This is a genomic window from Rhodococcus sp. 05-2256-B1, from assembly GCF_002258465.1.
In the GTDB taxonomy this organism is placed as follows: Bacteria; Actinomycetota; Actinomycetes; order Mycobacteriales; family Mycobacteriaceae; genus Rhodococcoides; species Rhodococcoides fascians.
This window is the reverse complement of the sequence record NZ_NOZA01000039.1, coordinates 1-13454: the sequence shown is the minus strand read 5'-3', so window position 1 is coordinate 13454 and position 13454 is coordinate 1. Positions and strand designations below refer to the sequence as shown.

Genomic DNA, 13454 nt, shown 5'->3' with positions numbered 1-13454 from the left:
CGTAAGTACACAGAAGGTCCCACATGACAAATGACGACCGAACGAAACCGCACCCCGAGCCCACTGAGGTCGAGGACAGCGCGGCAGCAGCGACGCCGGATGGCGATCTACTGATGGACGAAAACGCCCCAGCCGCGTCCGCCGTAGCCACGGCTGGGGCTGGAGACAGCGACGTCGAACCCCCCTCGCCAGGTGGGCACCGCTGGTCAGCATCGCCGCGATCACGTGCCGTGGTGGTTTCGGCCGTGATCGTGGTGCTCGCTGTGCTGGCCGGCGTGTTCGCCTACCTCTACCTCGAGGCCGACGAAGCGAAGTCGGTATTGGAAAACGACGCCGCGCAACGGGCCGCCGCGGCGAAGGCCGCCTCGGATTACACGACCAGATCCCTGACCTACAGCTACCAGAACACCGACGCCTTTTTCGCGGCAGTCAAAGAGGACGCGGGTGAGGCTCTAGTCAAGCGGTATGACGAGGTTCGGCCGACGCTGACCCAGATTATCCAGCAGGCCCAGGTGCAGGCGTCGGGACGCGTTCTGGCCACCAGCGTCACCGGTGACACCGGTGACACCGACGAAGAATACACGGTGATGGTCTTCGCGAGCCAGAAGACGCAGAACGTGCAGAATCCACAACCGAGTGAACTGCCGACATTGTTGAAGGTGGTCGTGACGAAAACCGCCCAGGGCTGGCAAATTCAGGACTATGGCCCAGCTGAATGAGGCGGCGGCTCCGCAGAAGGAGTTCCACGAAGAGCAAGATGCAGGACGGTACTCATTCTTCGACGCGGTCGCAGATGTCGGAGATGTCGGCGGGGTCGACGCCGGTGAGGAGTTGGGTGATCTCTTCGGGTTGCGGGTGCCACTCGATCGGGTCAGTTTGCGAGTGGTCGAACACCGACATAATCGGGAATGTCGGGATTTTGCAGGCCTCCTCGCCGTGCCGACGGTCAAAGACACAGCGATGGTCACCACGGCGCTGAAGATGGCGTTGTGACGACGAGATCACGGTGGACGCCGCGTCGGCTCAGGGCTCATCCATCACAGCGGTGCCGGCAGTCAGGGCGGATTCAACCTGTCGTCGCAACACAGTGCCGTGAAGCCGAGCGTATCTGCTCTGCAAGCACTTCCGCTGGGGTTCGCCACCCATGTGTTTTGCGCGGGCGGTTGTTGAGTGCATCCGTCACGGCCTGAACGTCACTTCGACGGTATCGAGCGAGATCGGTTCCCTTCGGAAAGTATTGTCGCAGCAATGCATTGGTGTTTTCGTTCGGTCCTCGCGGCCAGGGGCTGTACGGGTCGCAGAAGTACACACGGATCCCGGTTTCTGCGGTCAACTCCGCATGACGTGCAAGCTCCGCCGCGGTCCCAGGTCACCGATCTGCGCAGGTGCTCCGGCAGCGGTGTCATCGCAGCCTGGAGTGCATCGCGGACCGACTCCGATCCGTAACCGGACAACGCCGGCCCGTTCTTCACCGGGGGCGCATCCCCGTACCCATCCTTACGTGGCAGATGCAGCAACGTGGTGAATCTGCTGGTGCGTTCGACAAGCGTACCCACTGCGGACCTGCCCAGCCCGATGATCAGACCTCACCGTTTTCGTCGCGGATCACGCCCGAGAGCACTTCCTGCACGTACTCTCGAAGAGGTTCGTGTTCAACGAGTTTGGCTACCTTGGGTCGCCTTGCCGCAAGATCGGCTTTCCATTGCGCCACTGATGTGCGGTACTCGAGCTTGCCGTCGCGGGTGGCAGCGTTGCGAGGGGATTGCGGCATCGATCCGCTGTGTCGGGATGCGTACGACAATGCGTTGGCCGAGAGCACAATTGGGTTGTTCAAGACCGAGGCAGTATCGAAGAGAAGCCCGTTCCTGAACGGCCCGCTCAAGACCATCGACGATGTCGAGTTCGCCACGATGGGATGGGTCGACTGGTTCAACCAACGCCGCCTCCCACAGCACCCTCGACTACCTCACACCAGACGAATTCGAGAAGGCCTACCGCAGTCAAGAATCGGCTGTCTGGTGGCGTTGCTTCACCCGCCTGGGCGCTATCGGACTGGATGCTGGGGAACGCCCAGGGCGCAAAGCGGGTCGGTCAACCCTGATGTTCACTCTCTGCTATCGACTCAACTTCCTCGAGCGTGGTGGGGATGTGGTACGGCGGTCTGCTCGTGCCCGAGATGCGATAGCGGTCCCAGAAATCAGGGTCGCCCACGACGCACTCGGCGCGTCCCTCTGGTGTCGCAAAGACGGCAACCGTGCGCCTTCCCGAGAGGGCGGCGTGGAGCGCATCATTCTTGTCGATCCTGCCGTACCAGGTGTACAAGCCGTTGAGGGGCTGGAAATAGCCTTTGATCTTCACCCCGACAGCAATCTCCTTGCCACGGCACACCAAGGTGCCCTCGCCGGAGTAGTCGAGATCGTGGTCGTCAGACACGCAAGGCTCACTTTCTTCACATCGAACATTGACAAAAGAACGCATTGGCGCTGACACTATCAGTATCCGGTACCCGGAGTACGGGTGAAGTCGAGACTCAGCTCGGCCCGGAACGCAACGGAGGTGTCACATGACCGTTCAAAATGTGGAGACCAAGCCCGACGTCTCAACGGAAGGCGCTGCGCGTGTCAGCGCCCGCAAGCCCGTCGACATGCAGAGATCTGCCGGCCGACTGCTGCGGGCGGCGGCCGAAAAATTCTATGACGCGGAGATCGACATCGATTGGGACTCACCCTGGGAGGAAGGAAAGTACTACCTGCCAGAGCATCGGGTCTCGCTCTACGGCACCAAGCTGTGGGAGAGAATGAGCGATGAGCAAAAGGCGGAACTCGGGCGCCACGAAATCGTCAGCATCCTCAGCTTCGGTATCTACGCGGAGAATCTGCTCAGCTCGGCGCTGCTCCGAACATCCGCCAAAGGCGCCCTGACAGATCAAAGGTCCCTCTACGCCCTTAACGAGATCGGCGACGAGGCACGTCACTCGACGATGTTCGCCCGACTGATCAACAAGACGGGCCTGGCACCGTACAAGTTGCCGAAGGGGTTCTTGAGCATCGCGAAGATCTTGCACTTTGTGCCTCTCGGCCCGTCCGTGTCCGGCGCGACTCTGCTCATCGAGGAGATCCTCGACCGCGCTCAGCGCGAGGCGATGAATGACCCGAAAATGCAGCCGCAGCTGCGCCAGCTCATGAAGATCCACGTTCTCGAAGAGGCCCGTCACATCACGTTCGCGCGGCTGGAAATGGTGGAAGGGATGCAGCGTCGCGGACGCATCTCGCGCGCCTGGCATAGAGGCACGTTGGCGGCCATTGCGAACTTTGCATACCCGTTGCTCATCAATCCGAAGGTATATCCCGATGTCGGAATCAGCCGTCTGCGCGGCCTGTGGGCGCAGCAGACGAGCCCGAACTATCGCGTCAACTTGCAGTTCATGTCCGAGCCGATGATCCGATTCTTCCACGAGGCCGGAATGATGGAGGGGAAGTTCACGATGGCGATGTGGCGCGCAACGCGCAGCCTGCCCGACGATCTGCGCTAACACGCCCGGCCCGGTCCGCGCGTCCCACAGCCCATTCCTCGACCCCACCACCGGATTCCTCGGTTCGTGGGCTTGGGCGGATGACATTCCCACACCTGCCACGCGTCACGGCGCGCCGTGCGGGTCCGTTTTCTGCATTCGATCAGGAGATTTTCACAATGCCGTCCTCCAACGCCAAGTCCGCCGCCACGGCGACAGACCCGGGAATAACCGAGCCCATCACTACCAAAGTTCTCATCATCGGCAGCGGCTTCTCTGGCCTCGGTATGGCCGTCCAGCTCCGACGACGCGGGTACAGTGATTTCATCGTTCTAGAAAAGGCCGACTCCGTCGGTGGGACGTGGCGCGACAACACCTATCCGGGATGCGCGTGCGACGTACCGTCACTGATGTACTCCTACTCGTTCGAGAGTCGCGGTAGCTGGTCGAAGGTGTGGTCCTCGCAGCCCGAAATCGAGCAGTACCTGAAAGATATCTCCAACAAGCGTGGTGTCACTCAGAAGATCCACTTCGGGCAGAAGTTGGTCTCCGGATACTGGAGCGAGTCCGAATCTCGGTGGCACCTGCGTACCGAGTCGGGCCGGGAGTACGTCGCGCAGTACATCGTGTCCGGTGTCGGCGCTCTGCACATCCCGAATTTTCCGAATATCCCCGGAATCGACGAGTTCGCCGGCCAGGCGTTCCATTCGGCACAGTGGGACCACACGGTGGATCTCCAGGGCAAGCGGGTGGCCGTCATTGGCACCGGTGCCAGCGCGATTCAGTTCGTGCCGTTCGTGCAGAAGGACGCCGGCACACTCACGGTCTTCCAGCGAACCCCGGCTTGGGTACTTCCACGCAAGAACTTCGCGGTGCCGCCGGTACTTCGGACGCTGCTCAGCAAGATCCCCATTACTCGCCGCCTCGCTCGGTGGTCGGTCTACTGGGGCGCAGAGAGCCTGGCCTTCGGGCTTAACGGCCACTCCAACCTTATGCGACCGATCGAAAAGGTGGCGAAATGGAACATCGAGCGTTCTATCACCGACCCCGAGCTCCGCCGGAAGCTGATGCCGTCCTACCGCATCGGATGCAAGCGCATCCTGGGATCGAACGACTACTACCCTGCGCTCGCCGCCCCCAACACGACAGTGATCAGCGATCGGATCGAAAAGATCACTGCCGATTCGATCGTCACCCCTGACGGCGTGTCACACCCTGTGGATGTGATCATTTACGCCACAGGGTTCCATGTCACGGACGGGTTCGATCAACTCGCGCTCAAGGGCGCTCGGGGCGAGGACTTGCCGTCGCACTGGCACCGGACGGGCATCAATACCCACCTCGGCATCACCACCGAGGGCTTCCCGAACCTGTTCTTCCTGCTCGGACCTAACACGGGTCTTGGGCACAACTCTGTCGTGTTCATGATCGAGCAGCAGATCAAGTACATCATGAAGGCCATCGACGCCGTCGACAGTCGAGGTGCGGAGCGTGTTGATGTGCGGGCCGAGGTTCAAGAACACTTCAACAAGAGCATCCAACACAAGCTCGCCAAGGGCGTGTGGACCAACGGCGGATGTACGAGTTGGTATCTGGACTCGCAAGGTGTCAACCGTACGGTATGGCCCGGGTTCACCTGGCAGTACTGGCGAGCGACGAAAGACTTCGATCCCGCCGAGTACGAGATCGCCTGACAATCCAACCGTAGGTCATCGAGAAGTGAGTATCCGACAGTGAGTAGTTCGACAGCAGGCAATTACGCGACCCAGGTCGCAGTCGTCACGGGAGCCGCCTCAGGGATCGGTCGGTCCCTTGCCCTCCAACTGGCCGAACGCGGGGCCAGCCTTGCCTTGTCCGACGTCGACGAAGTGCATCTCGAGGAGACGGCGGACATGTGCCGTACCGCGCATCGTGCGACCGTGGAGACCGCGGTGTTGGACGTGGCAGATCGTGCTGCGTTCCAGGTTTACGCAGAGAGCGTGCAGTCGTCTTTCGGGCGCGTCAACATGGTGTTCAACAATGCCGGCGTCGCCCTCGGCGCCGACGTTGTTGACATGTCCTGGGAGGATTTCGACTGGCTGATGGGCATCAACTTCGGTGGTGTCGTCAACGGGACCAAGGCGTTCCTGCCTTATCTGATCGCCTCTGGTGATGGTCATCTGGTAAACACCTCCAGCGTCTTCGGTCTGGTCGGGATCCCCAGTCAAAGCGCTTACAACGCCGCGAAGTTCGGTGTGCGTGGCTTCACCGAAGCGCTTCGGCAAGAGATGAAAATCAGTCGGCATCCGGTCACGGTGACATGCGTTCACCCCGGCGGCGTCAAGACTAATATCGTCAACAACGCTCGTGGTGTATCCGATATGGGGGCAGATACCGCCACCATTGCCTCGATGTTCAACAACATCGCCAGGACCACTCCGGAGAAAGCTGCGTGCGCCATCCTCAAGGGAATGGACAAGAAGAAGCCCCGAGTGCTGATCGGCGCAGACGCACGTGGCTTCGACTTTGTCGCACGCGTTGTCGGTCCGCGCTACCAGGACATCTCTGCGCCTGTCACACGCGCGGGCTACGCCTTGGCTCGTAAGCGGGGGATCATCAAATGACCCTCGAACAGGAGAATCGGCCGGGCACCACCGCGCGATCGCGAACGCTGACCGTGTCGGAGGTCGTGCAGGAGACCAAGGACTCCGTGAGCATCGCCTTCGAAGTGCCTGACGAGATCGTCGACGATTTCAAGCATCTACCCGGGCAGTTCATTACGTTGAAGATCCCGTCCGACCAGACGGGCCACGTCGCACGATGCTACTCGCTGAGCAGTTCGCCTCATGTCGATGACTTCCGCCTCGAGATCGGGGTGAAGCGCACCGCTGGGGGGTATGCGTCGAACTGGTTGTGTGACAACGTTTCCATCGGCATGGAGGTGACCGTCCTCACGCCATCGGGAAAGTTTACCGCTAAGAGCCTCGACGTCGACTTGCTCTTCTTCGCTGGCGGAAGCGGCATCACTCCGGTTCTGTCGCTGGTGAAGTCGGCTCTGGTGTCGGGCAGTGGGGAAGTTGTCCTGTTCTACGCAAACCGTGACTCCGATTCGATCATGTACGAGTGCCAGCTTGAGCAGATTAGATCTGAATTCGCCGAGCGGTTCACTTTGGTTGACTGGCTTGAGTCGGAGAACGGGATTCCCACATCAGAGGCTGTAGAAAAGATTATTCGTGAACACAAGGGATCGGCAATTTTCACCTGCGGGCCTTCCCCTTTCATGGATCTTGTGGAAAGCTCTGCCGCCGCATGCGGAGTGGATCATTCGGATGTACATCGAGAGGTATTCCAGTCGCTGACGGGTGACCCGTTCGACACCGCAACACTGCGTCGACTCAGTGACGACGAGGGTGTAGCTACGGCCACGGTTTACCTGAACGGAGAGTGCATCACCACGGAGTGGCCACGTAACACGCCTCTGCTCGATGTGCTGCTCTCGCGAGGGCACAATGCCCCGTACTCGTGCCGAGAGGGCGCATGCAGCGCGTGTGTGTGCAAGCTCATCGATGGCGATGTCGAGATGGTGCAGAACAACATCCTCGTAGACGACGACATTGAGGACGGCGAGCGACTCGCGTGCCAGGCACTTCCGCTCACCGACGCTGTGACGGTGAGTTTCGATGACCTCTGACTCCTCGAAAGCTGGCCTATTGTCGCGGCGGTCGCGGGAGGTTCTCTCCAGTGACGGCACGAGGCTGTTTGTCGAGGAGTACGGGCTCGGTGATGATGCGCCGCTGCTGGTGTTCAGCCACGGGTGGGCTTGCCAAGGTCGGTTCTGGAGACCTCAGATCGAGCACTTCGCCACCACACACCGTGTGGTGGTGTATGACCAACGAGGGCATGGCTGGAGCGACCGGGGTCGCGCGCCCTTCTCTTCGTCGGTGCTCGGCGACGATCTCGAGGCTGTCTTGCGCGCTGTCGTCACGTCTAATCGTAAGGCATTGGTGACCGGTCACAGTATGGGCGGGATGTCCATCATGGGTTGGGCTGCCGAGCACCCGGAGTCGGTGCCCGTCTTATCCCGCGGTGCCGTCTTGGCGAGTACCGGCCCCTCGCAGTTGGTGAGTAAATCGACGCTAATTGGGTCGCCACGTCGATTCCGCGCCTCACTGGAGCGGGCCTTCGCAGCCGGGCTCGCCACCGCGGGACCGGAGATGCTTGACACTCGCTTCAACCGACGGTTGGTGAAATACGGGACGATGGGTCCACACGCGCCAGCAGACGTTGTGGCTGAGTGTTCCGACATAGTACTGCGGTGCCCCCCTGCGGTTCGGGGAATGTGGGGCAGGGTCCTGGCCACCATCGATGTGAGCAAAGGAATCGACTCACTTACGGTTCCGACGACAGTGATCGTGGGCTCGGCCGACAAGTTGACACCCGCGGTTCATTCCATTGATCTCGCCGACCGACTGCAGCAGCGCCGCCGGTTGCATGAGTTCGTGGCGTTGCCACAGATCGGTCACATGATCAACATGGAGGCGCCAACCTATTTTAACGAAGCAGCGGCCCGATTGGACGCAGCCACGGTAGGCGATGGCTTTTGAACCGTCGACCGGACACACATGAGCTCGTGAGACGGCCACGATCGTCGACAGGCCGCGCGTGTCCGAGTTGGGAGGGGTCCATCGAGGCGTACAGCATCGATGGCATCGCCACGGTGATCTTTTTTCGTCGATGGTGCGCAGCACCTCGGCGGATAAAACTTCGGCAGCACCATCATCGGGCCGTCTTTCGTCAGGGTCGGTACGAAGAACGCAGCCCCGCAACAGCGGGGTGCACAACGAGAATTTGGGGTACCCGGCCATTCTCACTCCGGAGAGTTGAATCTGCGTCATCGTGAACAATGCCGAAGCCTGCCGATGGCTCCCTTCGGCTTTCCGGTCGTGCCGCCGGTGTATGTGATCGACACGGTGCGATCCGGCGGACGATCGGCTGCTTGAGGGAGGGTGCCGAACCGCTGCGAGCGAACCGAGTGGTTTCAGCGAACGGCTCTCCAGCCCGACTCGCTTGAGAGGACCCTTCCGGGTATTGTTAACCCCACAATGTCATTCGTCCGCCGCGTTTCATTTACTCCATCTCAGGTGCAGCGTCGAGCGGCCGATGCCCGTAGCACCCGCTGGGATGAGCATAGAGTCGAGGTACGCGCGCAGCTGGTCGACGCGACCATACGGATCATCGAACGGTATGGTGCAGGCGTCAGCATGGACGACATCGCTGCGGAGGCCCGTGTATCTAAACCAAAGCTGTACCGCTACTTTGGCGACAAAGCGGGCTTGAACGCGGCGGTGGCGGCGAAACTCGGTGCGTTGATGTGGGATTCGGCGAAAGTCACTATTCTCGCCGACCAAGATTATCTTTCGGTTGACGATATGGTTCGCTCGTCCGTCCAGAGCTACGTCACGATCGTCGGGCGGTATCCCACGGTCGTCAGATTCCTTATGGCGAATCACTTGTTTCAGTACTCCGGATCGGGAAATGGCGGAGTTGCTGACGAACTGAGGTCGGTGATGGAGGTCGTCGCCGATCGGTTCACTGAAAGTCTTCAGCGTGTTCACGCAGATACCTCGGTCATTCCCATGGCCGTGGCGTCCATTCTGGGTTCTGGTCTATCTGCGACTCAGTGGTGGATCGACAACGGTCGTGAGCAAGGGGTGGACGATACGTTCTTCGTCGCACACCTATCAGAGACGACGTGGGGAATCATCGACGGCGCGGCCGCAACCGTAGGCGTGGCCTTCTCACGCAGTCTGCCATTCAGCCATCCCGGTTTCGCCTCCCGCCACAAAATAGACTGAATCACCCTAGATATCCCAGAAGTGTAACTGGTCAAGCTGCGTCGGGTTGTTGCGCGGTGCGGTGTGCCCAAGCGGTGTGTTCGTCGTATTCGGTGCAGTGGCGTACGCACCCGTGCAGGAGCCCGACAAGTCTGTTGGCGAGTGCGCGGAGCGCTTGGGTCTCCGGTAGCACGGTGTTGGTCGTAGAACGCGCGAGCGGCCGGACTCTGGCTGAGGGCGCAGAACGCCCACCGGTCGATGGCATCGTAGAGCCGCCGGTTGCGGATATGTCGAGCCAGTACGGCCCGCTTCTTGCCCGACGCAACTGTCAGGGGTGACGTACCGGAGTAATTCTTGCGAGACTTGGCGTTGGTGTAGCGGTCGACGTCGTCGCTGAATTCACCGAGCCACGGGCGGCGAGGATGACACCGATTCCTGGCGGGGAGAGGTAGATGGCGGCGTTGCGTGTCCGCGTCCGGGTGTGTTTCAAAATGGCGGGTCAGTTCGGCTTCGAGGTCGCCGATCTGACGGTTCAACTCCGCGATCAGCGCCAAGAGTGCGCCGAAATCCTCGCGGCAGATCACTTCTCTCTTTAAGCTATGTCGGCTTGGTCGATCCTTTAGTGCAGTTGAATTCTGACATAGTGCAGTTTGTTCTTTTGAAACTGACAGCGGTGCAGGCCGAGCGCGCGAAGACGCGACAGACTCGGCACAATTTTTTTCACGACAGAGAGGTCCGACCATGAAGAGAATTCCGGACGAGGTCAGCGGGTCGGCCGGCCCCGCTGTCGAGAACTGGGCGCGCTCGTTCTGGAGCACGAGTTTCGATTCGCCTGATCTGCCGCCCCACCACCCCGACTGTCTTGGTTGTGGGCCGGAGAATCCGCACGGCCACGCCCTGTCGGTCCAGCGTGACGAGAACGGCGTGGTGGCTCACCACGTGTTCGATCAACGTCATGTCGGGGCACCCGGGATAGCACACGGCGGCGCGGTGGCGACCGTTCTCGACGATCTGTTCGGCTTCCTGCTCTACACAGTGGGTGAGCTCGCCGTGACGCGGCGTCTCGAGCTCGACTACCTAGCGCCGGTTCTGCTCGGCACTCCCTACGTGTTGCGTGCTGCCGTTCGGTCTCGTGATGGGCGCAAACTGGATCTCACGGCCACGATGGACGATGCGCAGGGCAGCTCCGTAGCCACCGCTACTGCCCTGTTCGTGGTGGTCGAGGTCGAACACTTCATGCAGTCCCAAGCCCGAGCCCAACTCCGGGCCACAGACACGAATCACACCGAACAATAGACACCCTGGCCGACCTTCACCGACGTCCATCACCCGCGGTGGCTGTCGTACGGCTGCGTCTACCTGGCGCAAAGACGGCGAGGACGAGTGCCCCAGCGGCGGTCAGGGCCGCCAACGACAGCGTCGCCTGACCACTTCCGTGTACGAATGCGGCTCTGGCGAACTCGGCCAGCGGCTGACCAGCTGGTCCTGCGCGGTCGGCGACCTGCAACGCGGCGGCCAGAGAATCGGCCACCGGACCACGGGCAGGCTCGGGTAGCTGGGGCAGAGCCGGCTGAATGTGCTGAACGTAACCGGCCGCGAGCACGCTACCGGCTACCGCAATCCCAATCGCGGCACCGATTTCGCGAGCTGCGTCGTTGACCGCGGCAGCCACCCCGTGCTTGGCCTCAGGAGTGTCCGAGACGATGGCGAAAGTCGCAGGGGCGGTACACAACCCCAAACCTGCGCTCATGATGAGCAAGGGCCACAGCAGGTCAGGGTAGGTCGCCGCGACGGTCAGTCTGCTCACCATCACCAGTCCCGCCGCGATGGTGAGCAGACCTACAGTGGTCATCACCCGCAGCCCAACAATGTTCGACAGCCAGGGTGCAATCACCGAGATCACGATGAGCGGCACGACCATAGGGGTCAACGCCAACGCGGCGGTGAGCGGTCCATAACCGAGAATCAACTGCAGATACTGCACCAACAGCAAGAACACCCCGAAGGTCACCAAAAATTGGATACAGACAGACAGCGCGCCGGCACCGAAACCACGGCGGGCGAACAACCGGACATCGAGTAGCGGTGCCGAGGAACGTAGTTCTACGACGACGAACACCACAACCGCGAACAAGCCCACCGCAGTGCTGACGGCGACGAGCGAATCCGACCAGCCACGGGCCGGAACCTCGATCACAGCGAAGACGATCGCCCCGACTGCGACAACTACGGTCACAGCGCCCACCCAATCGACCGGTGGATGCTCCTGCTGGCGGGACTCCGCGATACTGCATGCCAACCCGGCCAGGACTGTTCCGGCGACGGTCAACCCGACGAACACCGAGGTCCACGACCACTGCTCGAGTAGCACACCAGCTCCGAGGATGCCCAGGACCGCCCCGGATCCAGCAACCCCGGCCCACACACCTACAGCGCGACCGCGATGCGACGGTGGAAATCCCGCGGTCAGTATCGACAGCGTCGAGGGCATGACCAGCGCCGCACCCGCCCCAGCCAACGCGCGAGCAGCGATCAGCCACGCCGGGTCGGCGAGAAACAAGGGCAATGCCGACGCGAAAGCGAACAACGCCAACCCCGCCACGAGCACCCCCCGGCGACCGTACCGGTCACCGATCGCACCGGCAGGCAGCACGAAGCACGCCAATACCAACGTGTAACCGTCGACTATCCAGGTCAGTTGGGCTTGCGTCGCCCCTGTCGCGACCGCGATCTGTGGCAACGCTGAATACAATGCCGCCATTGCGGCCACCACCAACGCGACTGCCATGCACGACACAATCAACATCCACCACTGGGCACCGCTCCATCGAGCGACGCTGGCAGAGTCGGATCTACGTTCGTTCAACGGCCAGCCTCTCAGTTCGAGACTGATCGTCTCGGTACGAGACTATTAGTATCACAACTCAGCGGGTGTGACAGAATGATCAATCGAGGACATGTCTTGTCAGTCAAATGGAGCGGAGCCCGTTCATGGTCGACCCTCTCGTTGCAACCGAGGGCTCGGCCGACCCCCGGCTGGCGCGCTCACGTAACCGGTTACTCGAAGCGGCCGGTCAGCTGCTGTCCACCGGCGGTGTGGAGGCGGTCACCGTGGAGGCGGTCACCCGCATGTCGAAGGTTGCACGTGCCACTCTGTACCGACATTTCGGAAGTACCACTGACCTGCTCGCTGCAACCTTCGAGCGACTATTACCCCCAGTCGACACCGATATCGATACCGGTCCGCTACGTGAACGTCTGATTTCGTTGCTCACCACCCAAGCCGACCTCATCGACCAAGCTCCGGTGCAGATGACCACGCTGGCCTGGCTGGCAATGGGGCCCGTCAACAGCGGCGACGCCAGCCGGCGCGATCTCGATCCTGGCGCGGTGGTCTCGCTTCGGGCCCGTGTCATAGAGCAATACCGCAGGTCCCTGGATCAGATCCTGACGGCGCCTGACGCTCGCGCTGTGCTCGGCGAGATCGACACCACCTTCGCCCTCATTCAGCTCCTCGGACCGATAGTGTTCGCTCGCCTCACAGGACTGCGCCACATCCACGCCGACGACTGCATCCAAATCGTCGACAACTTTCTCGCCGCCCATGCCGCAAGTGTCCGATCGAGCACTTCGCGCGACAACAGCCGTCCATGGCCGGCCGCGGCGCTAGACCCGCAGCTCACCGACGGCCAGTAAAACTTGATGGGAAATTTCACCATCAATGCGCTATCCAGTCAGGGATCGCAGCGCTCACTGGATAAGGCCGGACGTGTGCTCGAGAACTCGGAGTTGCACTGCAGTGCACTTCTGACATCGTGCAGCCGTCTTCTGAAACTGACAAATCGTGTCAGTTTCAGAAGTGGGCGTCATAAATTCCTGGGGTTTTACCTCCGATTGCAGTCGTCTTCTGACATTCTGAGTGCAGAAGTGGACTGCACAATCGGTCGGTCACGCAGGCCGGGCGTTCGGAGGCTGCGATGGACGCGGACAAGTTCGATGTCGCCGAGACTGGTGTGCTGACCGCGTCGGCGGAGCAGTGGGAGCAGGCACGGACGCGGTTTGCAGTGCTCAGCGAACTAGCGGATCTATCCTCGATTGGTACCGCAGTGGTCGAGGATGCAGCGCAGCAG

The 13454-nt window shown here is 61.2% G+C and carries 13 protein-coding genes and 3 pseudogenes; 11 read left to right on the top strand and 5 right to left on the bottom strand.

Going from position 1 to position 13454, the window contains the following annotated elements; all coding sequences use genetic code 11:
* Positions 1-23: 23 nt before the first annotated feature.
* Both CH285_RS25260 and CH285_RS28100 read left to right on the top strand, forming a co-directional pair.
* Positions 24-719, top strand: coding sequence for a hypothetical protein (locus CH285_RS25260; RefSeq protein ID WP_032370851.1), 696 nt, complete (start codon positions 24-26; stop codon positions 717-719).
* Positions 703-993 carry a hypothetical protein gene (locus tag CH285_RS28100; protein WP_032370852.1) on the top strand — a complete coding sequence of 97 codons (291 nt, stop codon included), beginning with the start codon at positions 703-705 and terminating at the stop codon, positions 991-993. The genes CH285_RS25260 and CH285_RS28100 overlap by 17 nt, the downstream gene beginning before the upstream one ends.
* Before the next feature lie 73 nt (positions 994-1066).
* On the opposite strand, the pseudogene CH285_RS25250 reads toward CH285_RS28100, so the two are convergent.
* Positions 1067-1583: pseudogene (locus tag CH285_RS25250) on the bottom strand (IS30 family transposase); the annotation flags it as partial.
* Positions 1580-1882, bottom strand: coding sequence for a hypothetical protein (locus tag CH285_RS28825; protein WP_441344216.1), 303 nt, complete (start codon positions 1880-1882; stop codon positions 1580-1582). The gene CH285_RS28825 and the pseudogene CH285_RS25250, both read right to left, overlap by 4 nt.
* Here CH285_RS28825 and CH285_RS28520 point away from each other — a divergent pair.
* A pseudogene (locus CH285_RS28520) lies at positions 1788-1995 on the top strand (integrase core domain-containing protein); the annotation flags it as partial. The gene CH285_RS28825 and the pseudogene CH285_RS28520 sit on opposite strands and share 95 nt — an antisense overlap.
* A gap of 96 nt (positions 1996-2091) precedes the next feature.
* Here CH285_RS28520 and CH285_RS25240 read toward each other — a convergent pair.
* A complete protein-coding gene (locus tag CH285_RS25240) occupies positions 2092-2433 on the bottom strand; it encodes a DUF4873 domain-containing protein (protein ID WP_027498244.1) in 342 nt (113 codons plus the stop codon).
* A gap of 130 nt (positions 2434-2563) precedes the next feature.
* On the opposite strand from CH285_RS25240, the gene CH285_RS25235 reads away from it, so the two are divergent.
* The 6 genes from CH285_RS25235 to CH285_RS25210 all read left to right on the top strand — a co-directional run bounded on the left by CH285_RS25235 (position 2564) and on the right by CH285_RS25210 (position 9345).
* A complete protein-coding gene (locus CH285_RS25235; protein WP_027498243.1) occupies positions 2564-3532 on the top strand; it encodes an AurF N-oxygenase family protein in 969 nt (322 codons plus the stop codon).
* Between the two features lie 158 nt (positions 3533-3690).
* Positions 3691-5205, top strand: a complete 1515-nt coding sequence (locus tag CH285_RS25230) for a flavin-containing monooxygenase (RefSeq protein WP_032370853.1) — start codon at positions 3691-3693, stop codon at positions 5203-5205.
* 39 nt (positions 5206-5244) lie between these two features.
* The gene (locus CH285_RS25225; RefSeq protein WP_027498241.1) at positions 5245-6114 is read left to right on the top strand and encodes an SDR family NAD(P)-dependent oxidoreductase; all 870 of its coding nucleotides are present in this window, start codon (positions 5245-5247) and stop codon (positions 6112-6114) included.
* Positions 6111-7181, top strand: coding sequence for a ferredoxin--NADP reductase (locus tag CH285_RS25220; protein ID WP_032370854.1), 1071 nt, complete (start codon positions 6111-6113; stop codon positions 7179-7181). The genes CH285_RS25225 and CH285_RS25220 overlap by 4 nt, the downstream gene beginning before the upstream one ends.
* Positions 7171-8094, top strand: coding sequence for an alpha/beta fold hydrolase (locus CH285_RS25215; RefSeq protein WP_032370855.1), 924 nt, complete (start codon positions 7171-7173; stop codon positions 8092-8094). Before CH285_RS25220 ends, CH285_RS25215 begins: the two co-directional genes overlap by 11 nt.
* 498 nt (positions 8095-8592) lie before the next feature.
* Positions 8593-9345, top strand: coding sequence for a TetR/AcrR family transcriptional regulator (locus CH285_RS25210; protein ID WP_094643797.1), 753 nt, complete (start codon positions 8593-8595; stop codon positions 9343-9345).
* A 31-nt stretch (positions 9346-9376) separates the two neighbouring features.
* On the opposite strand, the pseudogene CH285_RS25205 reads toward CH285_RS25210, so the two are convergent.
* A pseudogene (locus CH285_RS25205) lies at positions 9377-9884 on the bottom strand (transposase); the annotation flags it as partial.
* A 181-nt stretch (positions 9885-10065) separates the two neighbouring features.
* Between CH285_RS25205 and CH285_RS25200 the strand changes: the two are divergent.
* The gene (locus tag CH285_RS25200; protein ID WP_024793411.1) at positions 10066-10620 is read left to right on the top strand and encodes a PaaI family thioesterase; all 555 of its coding nucleotides are present in this window, start codon (positions 10066-10068) and stop codon (positions 10618-10620) included.
* A gap of 16 nt (positions 10621-10636) precedes the next feature.
* Here the strand turns inward: CH285_RS25200 and CH285_RS25195 are convergent, their stop codons facing one another.
* Positions 10637-12112 (bottom strand): MFS transporter, encoded by a 1476-nt coding sequence (locus CH285_RS25195; protein ID WP_373453553.1) that lies wholly within the window; start codon positions 12110-12112, stop codon positions 10637-10639.
* 203 nt (positions 12113-12315) lie between these two features.
* Here CH285_RS25195 and CH285_RS25190 point away from each other — a divergent pair, with 203 nt between their 5' ends.
* Positions 12316-13020: a TetR/AcrR family transcriptional regulator gene (locus tag CH285_RS25190; RefSeq protein WP_032364248.1), complete on the top strand. Its 705-nt coding sequence runs from the start codon at positions 12316-12318 to the stop codon at positions 13018-13020.
* The last annotated feature ends 434 nt before the right edge of the window (positions 13021-13454 follow it).